12 protein-coding genes are annotated in these 16,848 nt (G+C 74.1%); 3 read left to right on the top strand and 9 right to left on the bottom strand.

What is annotated here, in order from left to right; all coding sequences use genetic code 11:
* Positions 1-24: 24 nt before the first annotated feature.
* Both ACIGXE_RS01105 and ACIGXE_RS01100 read right to left on the bottom strand, forming a co-directional pair.
* Positions 25-858 carry a hypothetical protein gene (locus tag ACIGXE_RS01105; protein WP_399741100.1) on the bottom strand — a complete coding sequence of 278 codons (834 nt, stop codon included), beginning with the start codon at positions 856-858 and terminating at the stop codon, positions 25-27.
* The gene (locus ACIGXE_RS01100; RefSeq protein ID WP_399741097.1) at positions 855-1,772 is read right to left on the bottom strand and encodes an EamA family transporter; all 918 of its coding nucleotides are present in this window, start codon (positions 1,770-1,772) and stop codon (positions 855-857) included. Before ACIGXE_RS01100 ends, ACIGXE_RS01105 begins: the two co-directional genes overlap by 4 nt.
* Before the next feature lie 99 nt (positions 1,773-1,871).
* On the opposite strand from ACIGXE_RS01100, the gene ACIGXE_RS01095 reads away from it, so the two are divergent.
* Together ACIGXE_RS01095 and ACIGXE_RS01090 are read left to right on the top strand one after the other, a co-directional pair.
* Positions 1,872-2,783: a LysR family transcriptional regulator gene (locus ACIGXE_RS01095; protein WP_399741094.1), complete on the top strand. Its 912-nt coding sequence runs from the start codon at positions 1,872-1,874 to the stop codon at positions 2,781-2,783.
* 215 nt (positions 2,784-2,998) lie between these two features.
* The gene (locus ACIGXE_RS01090) at positions 2,999-4,768 is read left to right on the top strand and encodes a glycoside hydrolase family 3 protein (RefSeq protein WP_399741092.1); all 1,770 of its coding nucleotides are present in this window, start codon (positions 2,999-3,001) and stop codon (positions 4,766-4,768) included.
* A 65-nt stretch (positions 4,769-4,833) separates the two neighbouring features.
* On the opposite strand, the gene ACIGXE_RS01085 is transcribed toward ACIGXE_RS01090, so the two are convergent.
* The 6 genes from ACIGXE_RS01085 to speB form a co-directional block, all read right to left on the bottom strand.
* Positions 4,834-6,279, bottom strand: coding sequence for an aminopeptidase (locus ACIGXE_RS01085; protein ID WP_399741089.1), 1,446 nt, complete (start codon positions 6,277-6,279; stop codon positions 4,834-4,836).
* Positions 6,280-6,366: 87 nt separating this feature from the next.
* Positions 6,367-6,729, bottom strand: a complete 363-nt coding sequence (locus tag ACIGXE_RS01080) for a hypothetical protein (protein ID WP_399741087.1) — start codon at positions 6,727-6,729, stop codon at positions 6,367-6,369.
* 126 nt (positions 6,730-6,855) lie between these two features.
* Complete coding sequence (locus ACIGXE_RS01075; RefSeq protein ID WP_399741084.1) at positions 6,856-7,209, bottom strand: hypothetical protein; 354 nt, start codon at positions 7,207-7,209, stop codon at positions 6,856-6,858.
* Positions 7,210-7,352: 143 nt separating this feature from the next.
* The gene (locus ACIGXE_RS01070; protein WP_399741081.1) at positions 7,353-11,105 is read right to left on the bottom strand and encodes an ABC transporter ATP-binding protein; all 3,753 of its coding nucleotides are present in this window, start codon (positions 11,103-11,105) and stop codon (positions 7,353-7,355) included.
* Between the two features lie 222 nt (positions 11,106-11,327).
* Positions 11,328-13,010 carry a thiamine pyrophosphate-binding protein gene (locus tag ACIGXE_RS01065; RefSeq protein WP_399741079.1) on the bottom strand — a complete coding sequence of 561 codons (1,683 nt, stop codon included), beginning with the start codon at positions 13,008-13,010 and terminating at the stop codon, positions 11,328-11,330.
* A 533-nt stretch (positions 13,011-13,543) separates the two neighbouring features.
* Complete coding sequence (gene speB, locus ACIGXE_RS01060) at positions 13,544-14,521, bottom strand: agmatinase (RefSeq protein ID WP_399741077.1); 978 nt, start codon at positions 14,519-14,521, stop codon at positions 13,544-13,546.
* Between the two features lie 117 nt (positions 14,522-14,638).
* On the opposite strand from speB, the gene ACIGXE_RS01055 reads away from it, so the two are divergent.
* Complete coding sequence (locus ACIGXE_RS01055) at positions 14,639-16,165, top strand: PucR family transcriptional regulator ligand-binding domain-containing protein (protein ID WP_399741074.1); 1,527 nt, start codon at positions 14,639-14,641, stop codon at positions 16,163-16,165.
* On the opposite strand, the gene ACIGXE_RS01050 is transcribed toward ACIGXE_RS01055, so the two are convergent.
* Complete coding sequence (locus ACIGXE_RS01050) at positions 16,159-16,764, bottom strand: hypothetical protein (RefSeq protein WP_399741071.1); 606 nt, start codon at positions 16,762-16,764, stop codon at positions 16,159-16,161. The two genes, ACIGXE_RS01055 and ACIGXE_RS01050, sit on opposite strands and share 7 nt — an antisense overlap.
* Positions 16,765-16,848: the final 84 nt, after the last annotated feature.

Genomic DNA, 16,848 nt, shown 5'->3' with positions numbered 1-16,848 from the left:
GAGCGCCCCTTCAGCAGCGTACGGTCACTTGGCCGTGACACAGTAGCCGGGCGTCCCCGGCGAGTCGATCATGTATTCGGCGCGCAGGAGGTAGTCGGACGGGCCGCAGTGCTGCTCGTCGGCGACCCGGTACTCGGCGAGTGGCGAGCCGCAGTCCACCTTCAGCAGCTTCTGCTCCGGCCACTCCTCCGTGTTGTGGACGCAGTCGCCGACGGAGAGCCCGACCGTCCCTCCGTCACCTTCGTCCTCCACGAGCAGTCCGAGCAGGACCAGCGCCGGGATCGCGAGGAGGACGAGCGCGACCGGAGTGAGGATCAGCATCGCGGGCGCCCGCCGCAGCACCCGCCGCCCCGGGTCCAGGGGCGGTCGCCGGGCACCGTACGGCTCGGGCATCCGGCGGAAGACCGAGCGGGCCCCGAGGTTGCCGAGCACGACGAACGGCGTGACGAAGAAGGAGAGAAGGCCCCACCAGCCGGTCACGAGGGTCTCGGAGGTCATCTGCCGGTAGACGGCGAGGCCGCAGGTCCGGCAGAAGACGCCGCGCCGGGTGACCGTACGCATGACGACGACCATGCCCTGGTGCGCGCGGACCGTCGCCGCCGCCGCGGGCTGCGCCCCGCACACCTCGCAACCGTGGGGCGCGGAGGCGCCGTACGGCGGTTGGGGCTGCGCGTACGACTGCGCCGCCTGCGGATAGGGGTGGGGCTGCTGCTGCTGCGGATGCAGGTGGGGCTGCTGCGGCTGGGGGTGCTGCTGCGGGTACGGGTGAGGCTGCTGCTGCGGATACGACTGCGGCTGCGGCTGCTGGTACGGCTGCGGCTGCGGCTGCTCGTACGGGTGTGGCTGCTGATGGCTCATGGTGTGGTGGCTCCCCCGGGGGACGTCGGCACCAGAACCCTAGCCTCCGCCTCCCGAACGGCCTTCCTCTGTACGGACGTCAGCGCCACTCCACCGACCAGCAGGGCCGCCGCGCACCAGCGCAGCGGGCTGATGCCCTCGCCCAGGAAGAGGGCGGCCGAGGACATCCCGAAGACCGGGACGAGGAGCGAGAACGGGGCCACCGAGGAGGCCGGGTGACGGCGCAACAGCCAGCCCCAGGCGCCGAAGCCGAAGACGGTGGTGATCCAGGCGACGTAGACGATGACGCCGGCGCCGGTCCAGTCGAGCGCGCGGAGGGCGTCGAGGTCCCGCCGGGGGCCTTCGAGCAGCAGGGACAGGGCGAGCAGCGGCAGGACGGGCACGGTGCTGACCCAGACCATGAAGTTGAGCGGATCCGGCGGCGCGGCCTTGCGGGTGAGGACGTTGGAGACGCCCCAGCAGACGGCGGCGGCGATCACCAGGACGAAGCCCGTCATCGAGCCCGAGGCGCCCTCGTCGAGGGCGGCGAGACCGATGCCGGCGAGGGCGACGCCCATGCCGAGCAGCTTGATCCGGTCGGGGCGCTCGCCGAGGGCGAGGAAGGCGAAGAGGGCGGTGAAGACGGCCTGGACCTGCAGGACCAGGGAGGACAGGCCGGCCGGGGCGCCGAGGCTCATGCCGGTGAAGAGGAGGCCGAACTTGGCCACGCCGAGCGCGAGGCCGACGCCCACGATCCACTTCCAGGCGACCTTGGGACGGCCGACGAGGAAGACGGCCGGCAGGGCGGCGACGAGGAAGCGGAGGGCGGAGAAGAGCAGCGGCGGGAAGTGGTCGAGGCCGATCTCGATGACGACGAAGTTCACTCCCCAGAGGGCGGCGACCAGGGCGGCGAGGGCGATGTGGGCGGGGCGCATACCGACGAGGATCACCCGGGCGGAACGTGTAGCACCAGCACGGATTCCTTCATGGTTGGATGAAGCATCGCTACATCCACGGTGCACTCGGAGGCTCACGTGCTGGATCTCGGACGCCTGCGGGCGCTGCACGCCGTCGCCGTGCACGGCACGGTCGGGGCCGCCGCCACCGCCCTCGGCTACACCCCCTCGGCCGTCTCCCAGCAGATCGCCAAGCTGGAGCGGGAGACCCGCACGACCCTGCTCGAACGCAGCGGCCGGGGCGTCCGGCTCACCGACGAGGCCCGGCAGCTCGCCGACACCGCCCAGCGGCTGATGTCGATCGTCGAGGAGGCGGAGGTCCGGCTGGAGGAGCGGCGCGGGCTGCCGGCGGGCCGGCTGCGGATCGGCTGTTTCCCGAGCGCGGCGCGCGGGCTGATGCCCCGGGTGCTCGCGGAGCTGGCGCGCCGTCATGCGGCCCTCGACGCCCGCCTGACCGAGGTGGATCCGCACCTGTCCGTGGACCTGGTGGCGCGCGGCGTGCTCGACCTGGCCGTGGCGCACGACTGGGACATCGCCCCGCTGCCCGTACCGCCGGGGGTGGAACAGGCGGTGATCGGCGACGACCTGTGCGACATCCTCGTGCCCCGGGGGCATCCGCTGGCGGCGCGGGACGGGGTGCGCCGGGAGGAGCTGAGCCAGGAGCGGTGGATCACCCAGCCGCCGGGGACGGTGTGCCACGACTGGCTGATGCGGACGCTGCGCGCGACCGGCTACGAGCCGCTGATCGCCCATCAGGCCGAGGAGAACCACACGCAGGTGGCGCTGGTGGCGGCCGGGCTCGGGATCGCGCTCGTCCCGCGGCTCGGGCGCGGGACCCTGCCGCCGGAGGTGGTGCCGCTGCGGCTCGACCCGATCCCCACGCGGCGGTTGCGGGCGCTGTGGCGCACCGGAGCGGCCCGCCGGCCGGCGATCACCGAGACGGTCCGCACCCTCCAGGAGCTCTGGCCGGAGGTCGCGTCGGCGGCGTAGGCGCCACAAGCACCGGCGTTTCTTGCGCGGGTCCTTGACCTGGCAGTTACTTTCCGGCTATCCGTGGCTCCTTGGAAGTTTCCTTCACCTCTTCCTCCACCACGCACGGCCGGAAGGAGCATCAGTTGCACCACCGCGCCCCCTCCCCCACCCCCTCCTCCCCTTCGTCCTCCCCCGCCCCTTCGCCCGCCCCGTCCCGGCGGACCCTCCTCACCGTGACCGCCGCCGCGGCGGCCGCCGCCGTCACGGGCGTGACGGCCCCGGTCGCCCACGCCGACGACCGGAAGCTCCAGGACCTCCTCTCCCGCATGTCCCTGGAGGAGAAGGTCGGCCAGCTGTTCGTCATGCGGGTCTACGGCCACTCCGCCACCGCCCCCGACCAGGCCGACGTCGACGCCAACCTCAAGGAGATCGGCGTCCGCACCGCCGCCGAGCTGGTCGAGCGCTACCACGTCGGCGGCGTCATCTACTTCGCGTGGGCGCACAACACCCGCGACCCGCACCAGATCGCCGATCTCTCCAACGGCATCCAGCGGGCCGGTCTCGCCCAGCCGACTCCCGTCCCGCTGCTGATCTCCACCGACCAGGAGCACGGCATCGTCTGCCGGGTCGGCGAACCCGCCACCCTCCTGCCCGGCGCGATGGCGCTCGGCGCGGCCGGCTCGCACGCCCACGCCCGTAAGGCGGCGCAGATCGCGGGCTCCGAGCTCGCGGCCGTCGGCATCCGGCAGAACTACGCCCCGGTCGCCGACGTCAACGTCAACCCGGCCAACCCGGTGATCGGCGTCCGCTCCTTCGGCGCCGACCCGAACGCCGTCGCCGACCTGGTCGCGGCCCAGGTCAAGGGCTATCAGCGGGCCGGCGTGGCCGCGACCTCCAAGCACTTCCCCGGGCACGGCGACACCGCCGTCGACAGCCACTACGGGCTGCCGACCATCACCCACACCCGTGCGCAGTGGGCCGAGCTCGACGCGCCGCCGTTCCGCGCCGCGATCGCCGCCGGCATCGACTCGATCATGACAGCGCACATCGTGGTGCCCGCGCTCGACCCGAGCGAGGACCCGGCGACGCTGTCCCGGCCGATCCTCACCGGCATCCTGCGCGAGGAGCTCGGCTACGACGGCGTCGTCGTCACCGACTCGCTCGGCATGGAGGGCGTCCGCACCAAGTACGGCGACGAGCGCGTCCCCGTCCTCGCGCTCAAGGCGGGCGTGGACCAGCTGCTCAACCCGCCGAACCTGTCGGTGGCCTGGAACGCGGTGCTCGCGGCCGTCAGGAGCGGGGAGCTCACCGAGGCCCGGCTCGACGAATCGATCCTGCGGATCCTGCGGCTCAAGGCCAGGCTGGGCCTGTTCAAGGACCCGTACGTCACCCACGCCGGCGTCGACCGCACGGTCGGCACCGCGGCGCACCTCGCCCACGCCGACCGGATCGCCGAGGCGACCACGACGCTCCTGGTCAACGAGGGCGGCTTCCTGCCGGTGAGCCGGCGCAGCCACCCCAGGGTGCTCGTCGTCGGCGCCGATCCCGCCTCGCCGTCCGGCACCACGGGCCCGCCGACCACCACCCTGGCCGGCGCGCTCACCGAACTCGGCTTCACGGCGCGGGCCCTGTCGACCGGGATCACCCCGACCGCCGCCAGGATCGAGGAGGCGGTGGCCGCCGCGGCCGGGCAGGACCTGGTCGTCGTCGGCACCTACAACCTGTCGGCGACCAGCCCGCAGCGGACCCTCGTCGCCCGGCTGGTCGCGACGGGCGTGCCGGTCGTCACGATCGCCATCCGCAACCCGTACGACGTCGCCCGGATCAGCGGACAGCGGGCCACGCTCGCCTCCTACTCCTGGACGGACGTCGAACTGCGCGCCGCGGTCCGGGTGCTCGCGGGCCGGGCCGACCCGCGCGGCCGGCTGCCCGTCCCGATACAGGACGCGGACGACCCGGCGAAGGTGCTGTACCCGGTGGGCCACGGCCTGTCGTACGCGTGACGGCGGTGAGCCGGCACCCCGTACGGCGGGGTGCCGGCTCACGGCGTACGACGGGGATCCGAGGGCTACGGGCGCAGGCCGTGCTCCCGGGTGGCGTCCTCGTCGACCGGCCTGTCGAGGCGGGCGTCGAAGCGCGCCAGCGGCTGGGCGGCCTGCGCGGCGGGGGCGTCGACCCCGGCCCAGGCGAGGATGCGGGCGGTGGCGTTGGCCTTCTCGGCCTCGACGAGACCGGCCACGTTGGCACCGTGGTTGGCGCCCGGCGCGACGTACACGTAGCTGTCGCGGGCCCCCTTGCCGAGGCGGAACTGCTCGGAGCCCCACGGGTCGTTGCCGCCGTAGACGAAGAGCATGTGGTTCGCGTTGTGGCGGACCCACGTGTCGACGTCCCGCATGACCCACGGCTTGAACTTCATCGGGATCTCACGCGGCACGAAGGAACTGGCCGGCTGGTAGCCGTAGCGGCTCAGGCCCGCCAGGTGGGGCTGCGTGATGGTGGGCGAGCCGAGCTCGGTCGCCGCCTGGTAGTAGTACGGCGTGTAGTACTCCAGGCCCTGGTCGGTGTACGCGGACCAGCCGGAGTAGGCGTCGATCGTCTCGTAGACGGTGTCGTCGCTCGCGGTGGCGGCGTCCGGGATCTGGTCGCAGACGGCCTGGCCGTAGTACTGCCAGAAGCCCCACACGAAGTCGAGGACGACGGCCTCGTACGCCTTGTCGAGCGAGCCGACCGTGTTGAAGGTGGCGCCCTCGGACTTCGCCCAGGCCTCGTACTTCTTCTCCAGCGGCTCGCGCCGGACCAGCGCCTCGCGCTGCATGTTGTTCAGCCGGTCGCGGCAGTCCTTGGTGCCGACCGTCTCGAAGAACCGGTCGTAGGCCGAGTCCTCCTGGTTGACCACGTCGTTGGGCGCCACGTAGGCGACGACGCCGTCCATGTCCTTCGGGTAGAAGCGCTCGTAGTAGGTGGCCGTCATGCCGCCCTTGGAGGCGCCGGTGGACAGCCACTTCTTGCCGTAGATCGACTTCAGCGCGGTGTAGATGCGGTGCTGGTCGCTCGCGGCCTGCCAGATGTCCAGCTTCGACCAGTCGGCCGGCTGCGGGCGGGACGGCGAGAAGAAGCGGTACTCCATGGAGACCTGGTTGCCGTCCACGATCCGGGTCGGCTCGGTCCGGCTCGGGGTGGTGCTCAGCCCGTATCCGCTCGTGCGGAAGACGGTGGGGCGGTCCGTGTCCTTGTGGAGGATCGCGATCCGCTGCTGGAACGTACCGGCCCACGGCCGGCGGTGGTCGATCGGCTGTTCGTAGTTCAGGACGAAGAAGCGGTAGCCGGCGTACGGCTTCTCCTCGATCAGGCTCATCCCGGGGATCGCCAGGATGCGGTCCTTGATGTCCGTGCTCTGCGAGTCGACGACGGACGTGCTGCCGGTCTCCGTGTCCGCGGCGGTAGCCACGCCGGTCGAGCCCACGGTGCCTATGAGCACCGAGAGCGACAGCACCCATCTCAGCGACTTGCGCATTCACCCTCCCCTTGGTTCACAACGGTGTCGTGAACCTAGCGGGGTCAACGTGCGGGCCGCCAGACCTGGTTGGGACTTACCTCTGCATCAGCACAGGATCCAGCCGGTGGTCGTGCCACGTCCCGAGACGGCCGCCGAGGCCCGTACGCACCGGTTGAGGGCGTGCACGGTCACCGGCCCGGCCTGCCGCGAGAACCGCCCGGAACTGACCGCGGCCCGGCCGCCACGCGGCTGCAGCGATACCGACATCGGCCGCGGCGCGCCGGGCCCCTTCGCCACCACGAGCGCGCAGACGTAGTGCCGGGTCCGGAAGAGCCGCAGCTCCCCGGTGACGAAACCGACGGTGCGGGTGGGCCGCCCGGTGCACACGGAGGCGGCGTCGGCACTCCCGGAGACGGGCCCGGCCAGCACGAGCGCCCCGACGGCGAGGACCAGTCCGAGCAGACACACGAGCGGCCGCCGAACCACTCCCACCCCAACCCCACCGAACACGCGCCCGCCCCCCTGCTTCCGGTCGTATGTGCATACGACGCAGCCGACCGCGATTCGGTTGCCGGCGGCCGGGTCGGAGCGCGCTCAGCCGGCGAAATACGTCGCGACGAGGGTGAGGAACAGGAGGTCGGCGCCCAGGAGGACGGCGAGGCCGGCCTTGCGGGCGGGGGCGGGCGGGGCGCCGTCCGGGGTGGACTGCGTCCAGATCAGGGCGCCGACCGCCACGGCGAGGGTGCAGAGGTAGAGCGGGCCGGGAACGTCGCGGCACGTGCCGTGCATGACGCAGGCCGTGCCGCTCTCGGAGGCGAGGGCGAGGATCACGACCAGGACGGTCGCCGGGATCAGCAGCAGCCCGGCCCACAGGGCACGGACACGGAACCGGCGTGCCTCGTTCGGGGCGGCGGACGGGGCGGACGGGAGCCGCGGGTGGTCGCTCATGGGAGCGATTCAATCCCGGGCCGCCGCCCGCCGGCATCGGCGCTCGTACTCATGCGTGCCGTGTACCGGACCCTCAGACCGCCTCGTCCGCCCCGTGAGCCGGGCCCGTGAGACCGCCACGTGTACGCCGGGCGCCGGGCCCGTCAGACCGCCTCGACGCTCGCCGGTTCGGCCTCGCCGATGAAGGTGCGCCACAGGGCCGCGTAGCGCCCGTCGCGGGCGAGGAGTTCGTCGTGGCTGCCGTCCTCCGCGACCCGGCCGTGGTCCATCACGATCACCCGGTCCGCGCGGGCGGCCGTGGTGAGGCGGTGGGCCACCACCAGGGTGGTGCGGCGGCCGGCGAGGCGGTCGGTGGCCGCGTTGACCTGGGCCTCGGTCGCCAGGTCGAGGGCGGCGGTGGCCTCGTCGAGCAGCAGCACGTCGGGGTCGACCAGTTCGGCGCGGGCCAGGGCGATGAGCTGGCGCTGCCCCGCCGAGAGGTTGCGGCCGCGCTCGGCGACCTCGTGGAGGTAGCCGCCGTCGAGGGTGGCGATCATGTCGTGGGCGCCGACCGCGCGGGCCGCGGCCTCCACCTCGGCGTCGGTGGCGTCCGGGCGCCCGTACGCGATGGCGTCGCGGACCGTGCCGGGGAAGAGGTACGCCTCTTGCGGGACGACGCCGAGCCGGTGGCGGTACGCGGTGAGGTCGAGCTCGCGCAGATCGATGCCGTCGGCGGTGACCCGGCCGTCCGTCGGGTCGTAGAACCGGGCGACCAGCTTGACCAGGGTCGACTTGCCCGCACCGGTCTCGCCGACGAAGGCGACGGTCTGACCGGCGGGGATGCGCAGGTCGACGCCGGTCAGCGCGGCCGCCTCCGGATCGCCGGCATCGCTCCCGTAGGCGAAGGACACGTTCTCGAAGGCGATCTCGCCACGCAGGCGCGCGACCTCGCGCGGGGCGGCCGCGGCGGCGGTGGAGGTGGGCTCCTGGAGGAGCTCCTGCATCCGCTTCAGCGAGACCGCGGCCTGCTGGTAGCCGTCGAAGACCTGGGACAGCTGCTGCACGGGCGCGAAGAACAGGTCGATGTAGAGCAGGTAGGCGACGAGCGCGCCGGTGGTGAGCGTGCCGTCCTCGATGCGGTGCGCGCCGACGATCAGGACGGCCGCGGCGGCCACCGAGGACAGCAGCGTGACGAAGGGGAAGTAGACCGAGATCAGCCACTGGCCCCGGACGCGGGCCTCGCGGTACTCCTCGCTGCGGGCCGTGAAGCGCTCGGCACCGGACCGCTCGCGCCGGAAGGCCTGCACGATCCGCAGGCCCGCCACCGACTCCTGCAGATCGGCGTTGACCACGCTGATCCGCTCACGGGCCAGCTCGTACGCCTTCACGCTGGAGCGGCGGAAGAAGTACGTGGCGACGGCGAGCACCGGCAGGGTCGCGAACACCACCAGGGCGAGCTGGAGGTCGAGCACGAGCAGCGCGCCCATGATGCCGAAGAAGGTGACGACGGAGACGAAGGCCGTGACGAGACCGGTCTGCAGGAAGGTCGACAGGGCGTCGACGTCCGTGGTCATCCGGGTCATGATCCGGCCGGTCAGCTCGCGCTCGTAGTAGTCCAGGCCGAGCCGCTGGAGCTGGGCGAAGATCTTCAGGCGCAGCGCGTAGAGGATCCGCTCGCCGGTGCGGCCGGTCATCCGGGTCTCGGCGGTCTGCGCCACCCACTGGACGAGCACGGTCACCAGGGCGAGGGCGGAGGCGGCCCAGACGGCGCCGATGGCGAGCCGGTTGACGCCCTCGTCGATGCCGTGCCGGATCAGGATCGGCAGCAGCAGGCCCGCGCCCGCGTCCACGGCGACCAGCCCCAGGCTGACGAGCAGGGGCAGGCCGAAGCCGCGCAGCAGACGGCGCAGCCCGTACGACTCCTCGGGCGAGACGGCCCGGGTCTCGTCGACGTCCGGGGTGTCGGCGGCGGGCGGCAGGGCCTGGACGGCGGCGAGCAGCTCCGGGGTGGCCCCGGGCGCCTTCGGCTCTCCCTCCTCGGCCTCCTCTCGCTCCCACAGCGTGGGGGTGATCCCCCGCTCCGCGTCGAACTCGGCGTCCAGCTCGGCCCGCAGCGTGCGGTCCTCCGGCACCTCGACGGGGGGGAGGTGGCCGGGTGAGACGGCGCCCAGCTCGTCGGGGTCGGTGAGCAGGCGCCGGTAGAGCGCGGAGCGCCGCTCCAGCTCCTCGTGGGTGCCGATGTCGGCGAGCCGGCCGCCGTCGAGGACGGCGATCCGGTCGGCGAGGCCCAGGGTGGAGCGGCGGTGCGCGATGAGCAGCGTGGTGCGGCCGGCCATCACGGACTTCAGGGCCTCGTGGATCTCGTGCTCGACCTTGGCGTCGACGGCGGAGGTGGCGTCGTCGAGGAGCAGCAGCCGGGGGTCGGTGAGGATCGCGCGGGCCAGCGCGATGCGCTGGCGCTGGCCGCCGGAGAGGGTGAGGCCGTGCTCGCCGACCTTGGTGTCGTAGCCGTCCGGGAGCTCGGCGATGAAGCGGTCGGCCTGGGCGGCGCGGGCGGCCGTCTCTATCTGCTCCTGGGTGGCCTCCGGCAGGCCGTACGCGATGTTGGCGCGGACCGTGTCGGAGAAGAGGAGGGAGTCCTCGGGGACGAGCCCGATCGCGGCGCGCAGCGAGTCGAGGGTGAGCTCGCGGACGTCGTGGCCGCCGACGAGGACGGCGCCGTGGGTCACGTCGTAGAGGCGGGGCAGCAGCAGCGAGACGGTGGACTTGCCGGAGCCGGAGGAACCGACGACGGCGACGGTCTCGCCGGGCCGGATCTCCAGCGAGAAGCCCCGGAGGACGGGGCTGCCGTCCTCGTACGCGAAGGACACGTCGTCGAACTCGACCGTCGCGGGCGCGTCGGCGGGGAGCTCCTTCGTGCCGTCCCGCAGGGTCGGTTCGGTGTCGATGAGCTCCAGGACCCGCTCGACGCCGGCGCGGGCCTGCTGGCCGACGGTGAGGACCATGGCGAGCATGCGGACCGGGCCGACGAGGGAGGCGAGGTAGGCGGAGAAGGCGACGAAGGTGCCGAGGGTGATCTGGTGCCGGTACGCGAGCCAGCCGCCGAGGGCGAGGACGGCGACCTGGCCGAGGGCGGGCACGGCCTGGAGGGCCGGGGTGTACCTCGCGTTGAGCCGGATGGTGCGCAGGCGGCCAGCGAAGAGCTTCCGCCCGGCCTCGCGGATCTTGCCGGTCTCCTGCTCCTCCTGCCCGAAGCCCTTCACCACCCGCACGCCGGTCACGGCCCCGTCGACGACGCCGGCGACGGCGGCGGCCTGCTGCTGTGCGTACCAGGTGGCGGGGTGCAGACGGGTGCGGCTGCGGCGGGCGATCCACCAGAGGGCGGGCGCGACGGCGAGCGCGACCAGGGTGAGCGGCAGGGACAGGGCGGCCATCACGCCGAGCGAGATGAAGAAGAGCAGGAAGTTCCCGAGGGTCATCGGGAGCATGAAGAGCAGCCCCTGGATGAGCTGCAGGTCGCTGGTGGCCCGCCCGACGACCTGCCCGGTGGACAGCTCGTCCTGCCGGCGCCCGTCGAGCCGGGTGATGGTGCCGAACATCTCGGTGCGCAGATCGTGCTGCACGTCGAGGGCGAGCCGTCCGCCGTAGAAGCGGCGGACGTAGGTGAGGGCGTAGACGACGACGGCGGAGCCGATGAGCAGCCCGGTCCACAGAGCCAGGGACCCGGTTTTCGAGCCGATCACGTCGTCGATGATCACCTTGGTGATCAGCGGGACGAGCGCCATCACGGCCATGCCGCCCAGCGAGGAGCCGAGGGCGAGGGCCACGTTCGCCTTGTAGCGCCAGGCGTATCCCCACAGCCTGCGCGCCCAGCCCGGCTGTCGCGCCTCCGTCTGTTCCTGCCCCACCGCCGCCACGTGGCGCCTCCCGTCCGTCCTGCTCTACCGGAAGGCGCAACGCGGCCGACGTGCGATTTCATCCCGCCGCAACAATTCGGCGGCGAAGACCGGTCGGAGGTCGGACCCGACCGGGTCGGAGGTCCTAGGCCCGCGGCGGCCGGCGAGAGGACCCTCAGGGGCTGGCGGGGCCGGTCTCCGGACCGGACTCCGCACCGGTCTCCGGACCGGACTCGGGGCCGGTCAGAGGTGGGTCGGTTCGAACATCCTCAGCAGGGCCGGGAGGACGACCACCGACGGGCCCGGGGTCCTGAGGGCCCTGGAGAGGTCCTCGGTGAGGGCGTCCGGGGTGGTGAGGACGGCCGGGACGCCGAAGGACTCCGCGAGCGCGACGAAGTCCGGCCGGGACAGGTCGGTCGCCGTGGCCTCGCCGAAGGCGTCCGTCATGTACTCGCGCAGGATGCCGTAGCCGCCGTCGTCGACGATCAGCCAGGTGACGTCGAGGCCGTACTGCTTCGCCGTCGCCAGCTCCGCGATCGAGTACATCGCGCCGCCGTCGCCGGACACCGCGAGGACCGGATGGGTCGGGTCGGCCGCGGCCGCCCCCAGGGCGGCGGGGAAGCCGTAGCCGAGGCCACCGGCGCCCTGCGCGGAGTGCATGGTGTTGGGGCGGCGGGCGTCGAAGGCCGACCAGGCCCAGTACGCCAGGATCGTCATGTCCCAGAAGCTGGGCGCCCGGTCCGGCAGCGCCGCGCGCACGGCGGCGACGACCCGCTGCTCCAGGCCGAGGTCCTGGGCGGCCAGCCGCTCGCGGACCTTGTCCAGGACGGCCCGCACCCGCTCCGGGGCGCCGGCGTCCCGGCGTACGTCCACCGTCTCCAGGATCGCCTGCAACGCCAGCCGGGCGTCCGCGTGGATGCCGAGGGCCGGGTGGTTCGACTCCAGCTTGCCGGCGTCGGCCTCGATCTGGATCATCCGGCCGCGCGGGGCGAAGGTGTGGTAGTTCGAGGACAGCTCGCCGAGGCCCGAGCCGACCACGAGGAGGACGTCCGCGTCCTCCAGGAAGTCGGTGGTGTGCCGGTCCTCCAGCCAGGACTGCAGGGACAGCGCGTGCTCCCACGGGAAGGCGCCCTTGCCGCCGAAGGTCGTGACGACGGGCGCGTCGATCCGCTCGGCGAGCGCGAGCAGCTTGCCGGAGGCGTCCGAGCGGACGACCCCGCCGCCCGCGATGATCGCCGGGCGCTCGGCGTTCGCCAGCAGGTGCGCGGCCACCGCGGTCAGCTCGGGGCGGGGCACGACCTCGTCGGGGGTCGCGTCCATGGCCGTGACCACGGGGAGCGTCGTCCCGGCGAGCAGCACGTCCTGCGGGATCTCCACCCACACGGGCCCGTGCGGGGCGGTGAGCGCCGACTTCCAGGCTGCGGCGATCGCGGAGGGGATCTGCGAGTGCGTGCGGACGGTGTGGACCGACTTCACGACGTCCCGGAACGAGGCCTGCTGGTCGCGCAGCTCGTGCAGGTAGCCGTGCCGGCCGCCGCCGAGCCCGGCCGTCGGGACCTGGCTGCCGATCGCGAGGACCGGCGCGGAGGCGGCGGCCGCCTCCTGGAGCGCCGCGAGGGACATGAGCGCGCCGGGGCCGGTGGAGAGCAGCAGCGGGGCGGCCTCGCCGGTGATCCGGCCGTACGCGTCGGCGGCGAAGCCGGCGTTGTTCTCGACGCGGAGTCCGACGTAGCGCAGGTCCGAGCGGCGCAGGGCGTCGAACATGCCGAGGGCGTGCTGGCCGGGGAGGCCGAAGACGGTGGTCGCGCCGAGGCCGGAGAGGGTCTCGACGACGAGGTCGCCGCCGGTTCGCCCGGGGGGCGGGGTGAGGGCGGCGGCGATCTGCGCGGCGGTGGGCCGCAGCACGAGGTCATGGTCGTGGGTCATGGGTCCCTCGGGGCGTGACGTGGTCGGTCGGGCGCGGCCCGGTGACGGCGGGCAGGTCCAGCCTGCCCCAGGTCCGGTCCCGCCCGGGGCGGTGGGTCCGCGACCCCGGCCCTCTTCCCTGGGTCTCCCCCGACCGGGAGGGCCCCCTGCCGGGCCGCGTACGGCGGGCGGCCCTGCATTGGCGGGCGGCCCTGCATGGCGGGCGGACCCATACGGCGGGCGGACCCGTACGACCGGCGGACCTGCGTGGCGGGCGGCCCCGCACGGCGGGCGGGGCGGACCGCACGGCGGGCGGGGCGGACCGGACGGCGGGCGGGGCGGACCGCACGGCGGGCGGGAAGGAGCCGACCTGACACCGGGCGGGAAGCAGCCCAGCCGGACACCGGGCGGGAAGCAGCCCGTCCGGACGCCAGGCGGAAAGAACCGGCCCGACGCCAGGCGCGAAGGAACCCCGGCCGGACGGGTGTCACCGGTCCCGCCCGGCCGCCGGCCGCGTGGGGCGCGGAAGCAGCGGGCGGGGCCGGCGACGCGGGTCAGCCGGCGTCGCGCGCCGCCGCGATCTGGCGGGACATGATCGTCGTCAGCTCGTAGGCCGTGTGGGAGGCGGCCACGGCCGTGATCTCGGCGTGGTCGTAGGCGGGGGCGACCTCGACGACGTCGGCGCCGACGAGGTTGCAGGAGGCGAGGCCGCGGAGGATCTCCAGGAGCTCGCGGGAGGTCATGCCGCCCGCCTCGGGGGTGCCGGTGCCCGGGGCGTGGGCCGGGTCGAGGCAGTCGATGTCGATGGAGATGTACAGCGGGCGGTCGCCGATGCGCTGGCGGAGCTGGTCGGCGACCTCGTCGGCGCCGCGGCGGTAGATGTCCGCAGAGGTGACGATGCCGAAGCCCATCTTCTCGTCGTCCGTCAGGTCCTGCTTGCCGTAGAGCGGGCCGCGGGTGCCGACGTGCGACAGGGCGGAGGTGTCGAGGATGCCCTCCTCGACGGCGCGGCGGAACGGGGTGCCGTGGGTGTACTCGGCGCCGAAGTAGGTGTCCCAGGTGTCGAGGTGGGCGTCGAAGTGGAGCAGGGCGACGGGGCCGTGCTTCTTCGCGACCGAGCGGAGCAGCGGCAGGGCGACGGTGTGGTCGCCGCCGAGGGTCATCATGCGGGCGCCGGTGGCGAGCATGTCGTCGGCGGCGGCCTCGATGGTCTCGACGGCCTCGTTGATGTTGAACGGGTTGACCGCGATGTCACCGGCGTCCGCGACCTGGGCGAGGGCGAACGGGGAGGCGTCCTGCGCCGGGTTGTAGGGGCGCAGCAGGCGGGAGGCCTCGCGGATGGCGTTGCCGCCGAAGCGGGCGCCGGGGCGGTAGGAGACGCCGCTGTCGAAGGGGATGCCGACCACGGCGACGTCGGCGGCGCCGACCTCGTCGAGCCGCGGCAGCCGGGCGAACGTCGCGGGACCGGCGTACCGCGGGATGCGGGACGAGTCGATCGGGCCGCGCGGGGTGTTCTGGTCGCTGCTGCTCATGGTCGGGTCCTCCGGGGGGCGAGGGGATGGTTCTCCGGCACGACGGTAGGCGCCGGTGAAGCAGCGCAGAAGTGTGCGTTTCCTCCACTGTACGAGCCCATGGTGTACGAAGGGTCCATGACGACGAGCCCCGCGCACCCCGCGTTCACTCCCCCGGCCCCGCCGATCCCGCTCGCCGCGCTGCTCGCCCGCCGGGACCTGGGCCTGCGGCTGCTCGCCGGGCCCGGGGACGTACCGCTGCACTGGGTGCACACCTCGGAGATGGCCGACCCGTACCCGTACCTGCTCGGCGGCGAACTCCTGATGACGGCGGGCGTGCAGCTCACCGACCCGGCGCGGTACGTGGAGCGGGTGGTGGAGGCGGGAGCGGCGGCGCTCGCCTTCGGGGTGACGCCGGTGTACGACACGGTCCCGGCGGGTCTGGTCGAGGCCTGCGCCCGTCAGGGCCTCCCGCTCCTCGAGGTGCCGCCGCGCACCCCGTTCACGGCGGTGGCGCGGGCCGTGTGGCGGCTGATGGCGGAGGCCCGGCTGCACGAGCTGCGCCGGGTGACGGAGGCCCAGCAGTCCCTGGCGACGGCGGCGGCACGCCCGGCGCCCGTCCCCGCGGTCCTCGGCGCGCTCGCCGCCCGGCTCGGCGGCCGGGCGGTCCTCCTCGCCGCGGACGGCACGGAGTCGGCGGCGGCCGGCCGGGAGGTCCCGGCGGAGGCGGCGCGGGCGCTGCGGGAACTGGCGGGGGTCCTGGGCCCGCGCCCGGGCGGGCCGGCGTCGGCGAGCGGCGAGGGCGGGGGGCTGCGCCTCGCGGCGTACGCCCTCGGGGGCGGCGACGGGCTGGCCCTGGGGGTGGCGACGGAGCGGCGGGACCCCGGCGACCGCACGATCGCCGGGGTCGCGGTGGTCCTGCTGTCCCTCCTGACGGCCCCGCACCGGGGCGCGGACGCGGCGGCACGGGACGGGGCCCTGGTCCGGCTGCTCCTGGGCGCCTCCCCGGCGGAGGCGGCGGCCGCCCTGGACCCGGGGCCGTGGACGGTGGTCCACGCGCGGGGCGGCGACGGCACCCCGTTCGCGGTGGCGGACCTGGCGGCGTCGCTGGGGACGGCGCTGGTGGAGACGGGAGCGCCCGGCGGTGCGGACAGGCCTCCGACGGGGACGGGAGGGTCCCCGGGGGAGGCGGGAGCGGCCGGTGGCGCCGGGGCGGTCCCCGCCCGGGCGCGTCTCCTTCTGCCCGCTTCCTCCGCCGTCACCGCGCAGCCCGGGTGGTTCCTCGGCGTCTCCGCCCCGGCCGGAGCCGGGGACCTCCCCGCCGCCGACGGGCAGGCCGCGCGGGCCCTGCGCCGGGCGGAGGCCACCCGGTCGGCGCTCGTGCGCCACCGCCCGGGCGGCCTCGCGTCCCTCGTGGACCCGGACGAGGCCGCCGCCCACGCCCGGACCCTCCTCGCGCCCCTGAGCGAACCGCTCAGGGAGACCCTGCGCGCCTGGCTCTCCCTGCACGGCAGCTGGGACCGGACGGCGGTGGCCCTCGACGTGCACCGCAACACCGTCCGCCAGCGGATCGCCCGCTGCGCGGCCCTCCTCGACCGGGACCTGGACGACCCGGACGTGCGGATGGAGCTGTGGTTCGCGCTCGGCGAGGCGACGGATCAGTAGAGCTTGTCGACGGCGGTCTTCGTCGTGGTGCGGAAGGCGGTCAGCGGGGCGTCCGCGAGGTCGCCCATCTGCCCCCAGCGGACGAGGGTGACGGTGCGGCCGTCGCGGCCGACGGAGAAGAGGTGGATGTCGGTGCTGCCGATCTGCGGGTCGGCGGTGTCCAGGCTGTAGACCCAGGCGCCCTCCTCGACGGCGAGCTTGCCGTGGAAGGCGCTGACGGCCCGCAGGCCCGGGTTCTGCCGCTCCAGCGCGGCGCCGCAGCCGGCGAGGGCCTTGCGGAGGGTGTCGACGAGCTTCACGGCGTCGGCCTCGGTGCGGGCGACGGTGGTGACCTGGACGCCGTTGGTGTCGAGCTCGGTGCTGAACTCGCGGTAGCGGGTGTTCTGCGCCGGGATCTTGTACGGGGCGCAGAGGACGCCGCCGTTCTCCGGGACGCCGGTGAAGACCTGGGTGGCGGTCCACGGCGTCGACGACGCCGGCATCTGGGAGGCGGCGAGGAAGGCGGGCTGGGCGGCGGCCTGCGCCGGGGCCGTGGCGAGGGCCGCGAGCCCCAGGGCGGCAGCGGCGGCGGTGGCGAGTGCGGTACGGAGCTTGTGCATCGTGGTGGATCCCCCGTCGGGTCGTTCGGTCAGTGCTCGACCAGCCTCGGGCCGGCGCCCGCCGCCGGCAACGGTGACGCGCCC

Origin of the sequence: Streptomyces sp. NPDC053431 (assembly GCF_044544925.1) — a bacterium.
Classification (GTDB): Bacteria; Actinomycetota; Actinomycetes; order Streptomycetales; family Streptomycetaceae; genus Streptomyces.
The sequence above is the reverse complement of the archived record's forward strand: the minus strand, read 5'-3'. Positions and strand labels throughout refer to the sequence as shown.

Excerpts from the sequence above, each read along its gene's own strand:
- ACIGXE_RS01085 (WP_399741089.1), bottom strand. The coding sequence starts at position 6,279 with ATGCGCAAGTCGCTGAGATGGGTGCTGTCGCTCTCGGTGCTCATAGGC.
- ACIGXE_RS01050 (WP_399741071.1), bottom strand. The coding sequence starts at position 16,764 with ATGCACAAGCTCCGTACCGCACTCGCCACCGCCGCCGCTGCCGCCCTG.
- ACIGXE_RS01105 (WP_399741100.1), bottom strand. The coding sequence starts at position 858 with ATGAGCCATCAGCAGCCACACCCGTACGAGCAGCCGCAGCCGCAGCCG.
- speB (WP_399741077.1), bottom strand. The coding sequence starts at position 14,521 with ATGAGCAGCAGCGACCAGAACACCCCGCGCGGCCCGATCGACTCGTCC.
- ACIGXE_RS01065 (WP_399741079.1), bottom strand. The coding sequence starts at position 13,010 with ATGACCCACGACCATGACCTCGTGCTGCGGCCCACCGCCGCGCAGATC.
- ACIGXE_RS01075 (WP_399741084.1), bottom strand. The coding sequence starts at position 7,209 with ATGAGCGACCACCCGCGGCTCCCGTCCGCCCCGTCCGCCGCCCCGAAC.
- ACIGXE_RS01100 (WP_399741097.1), bottom strand. The coding sequence starts at position 1,772 with ATGCGCCCCGCCCACATCGCCCTCGCCGCCCTGGTCGCCGCCCTCTGG.
- ACIGXE_RS01055 (WP_399741074.1), top strand. The coding sequence starts at position 14,639 with ATGACGACGAGCCCCGCGCACCCCGCGTTCACTCCCCCGGCCCCGCCG.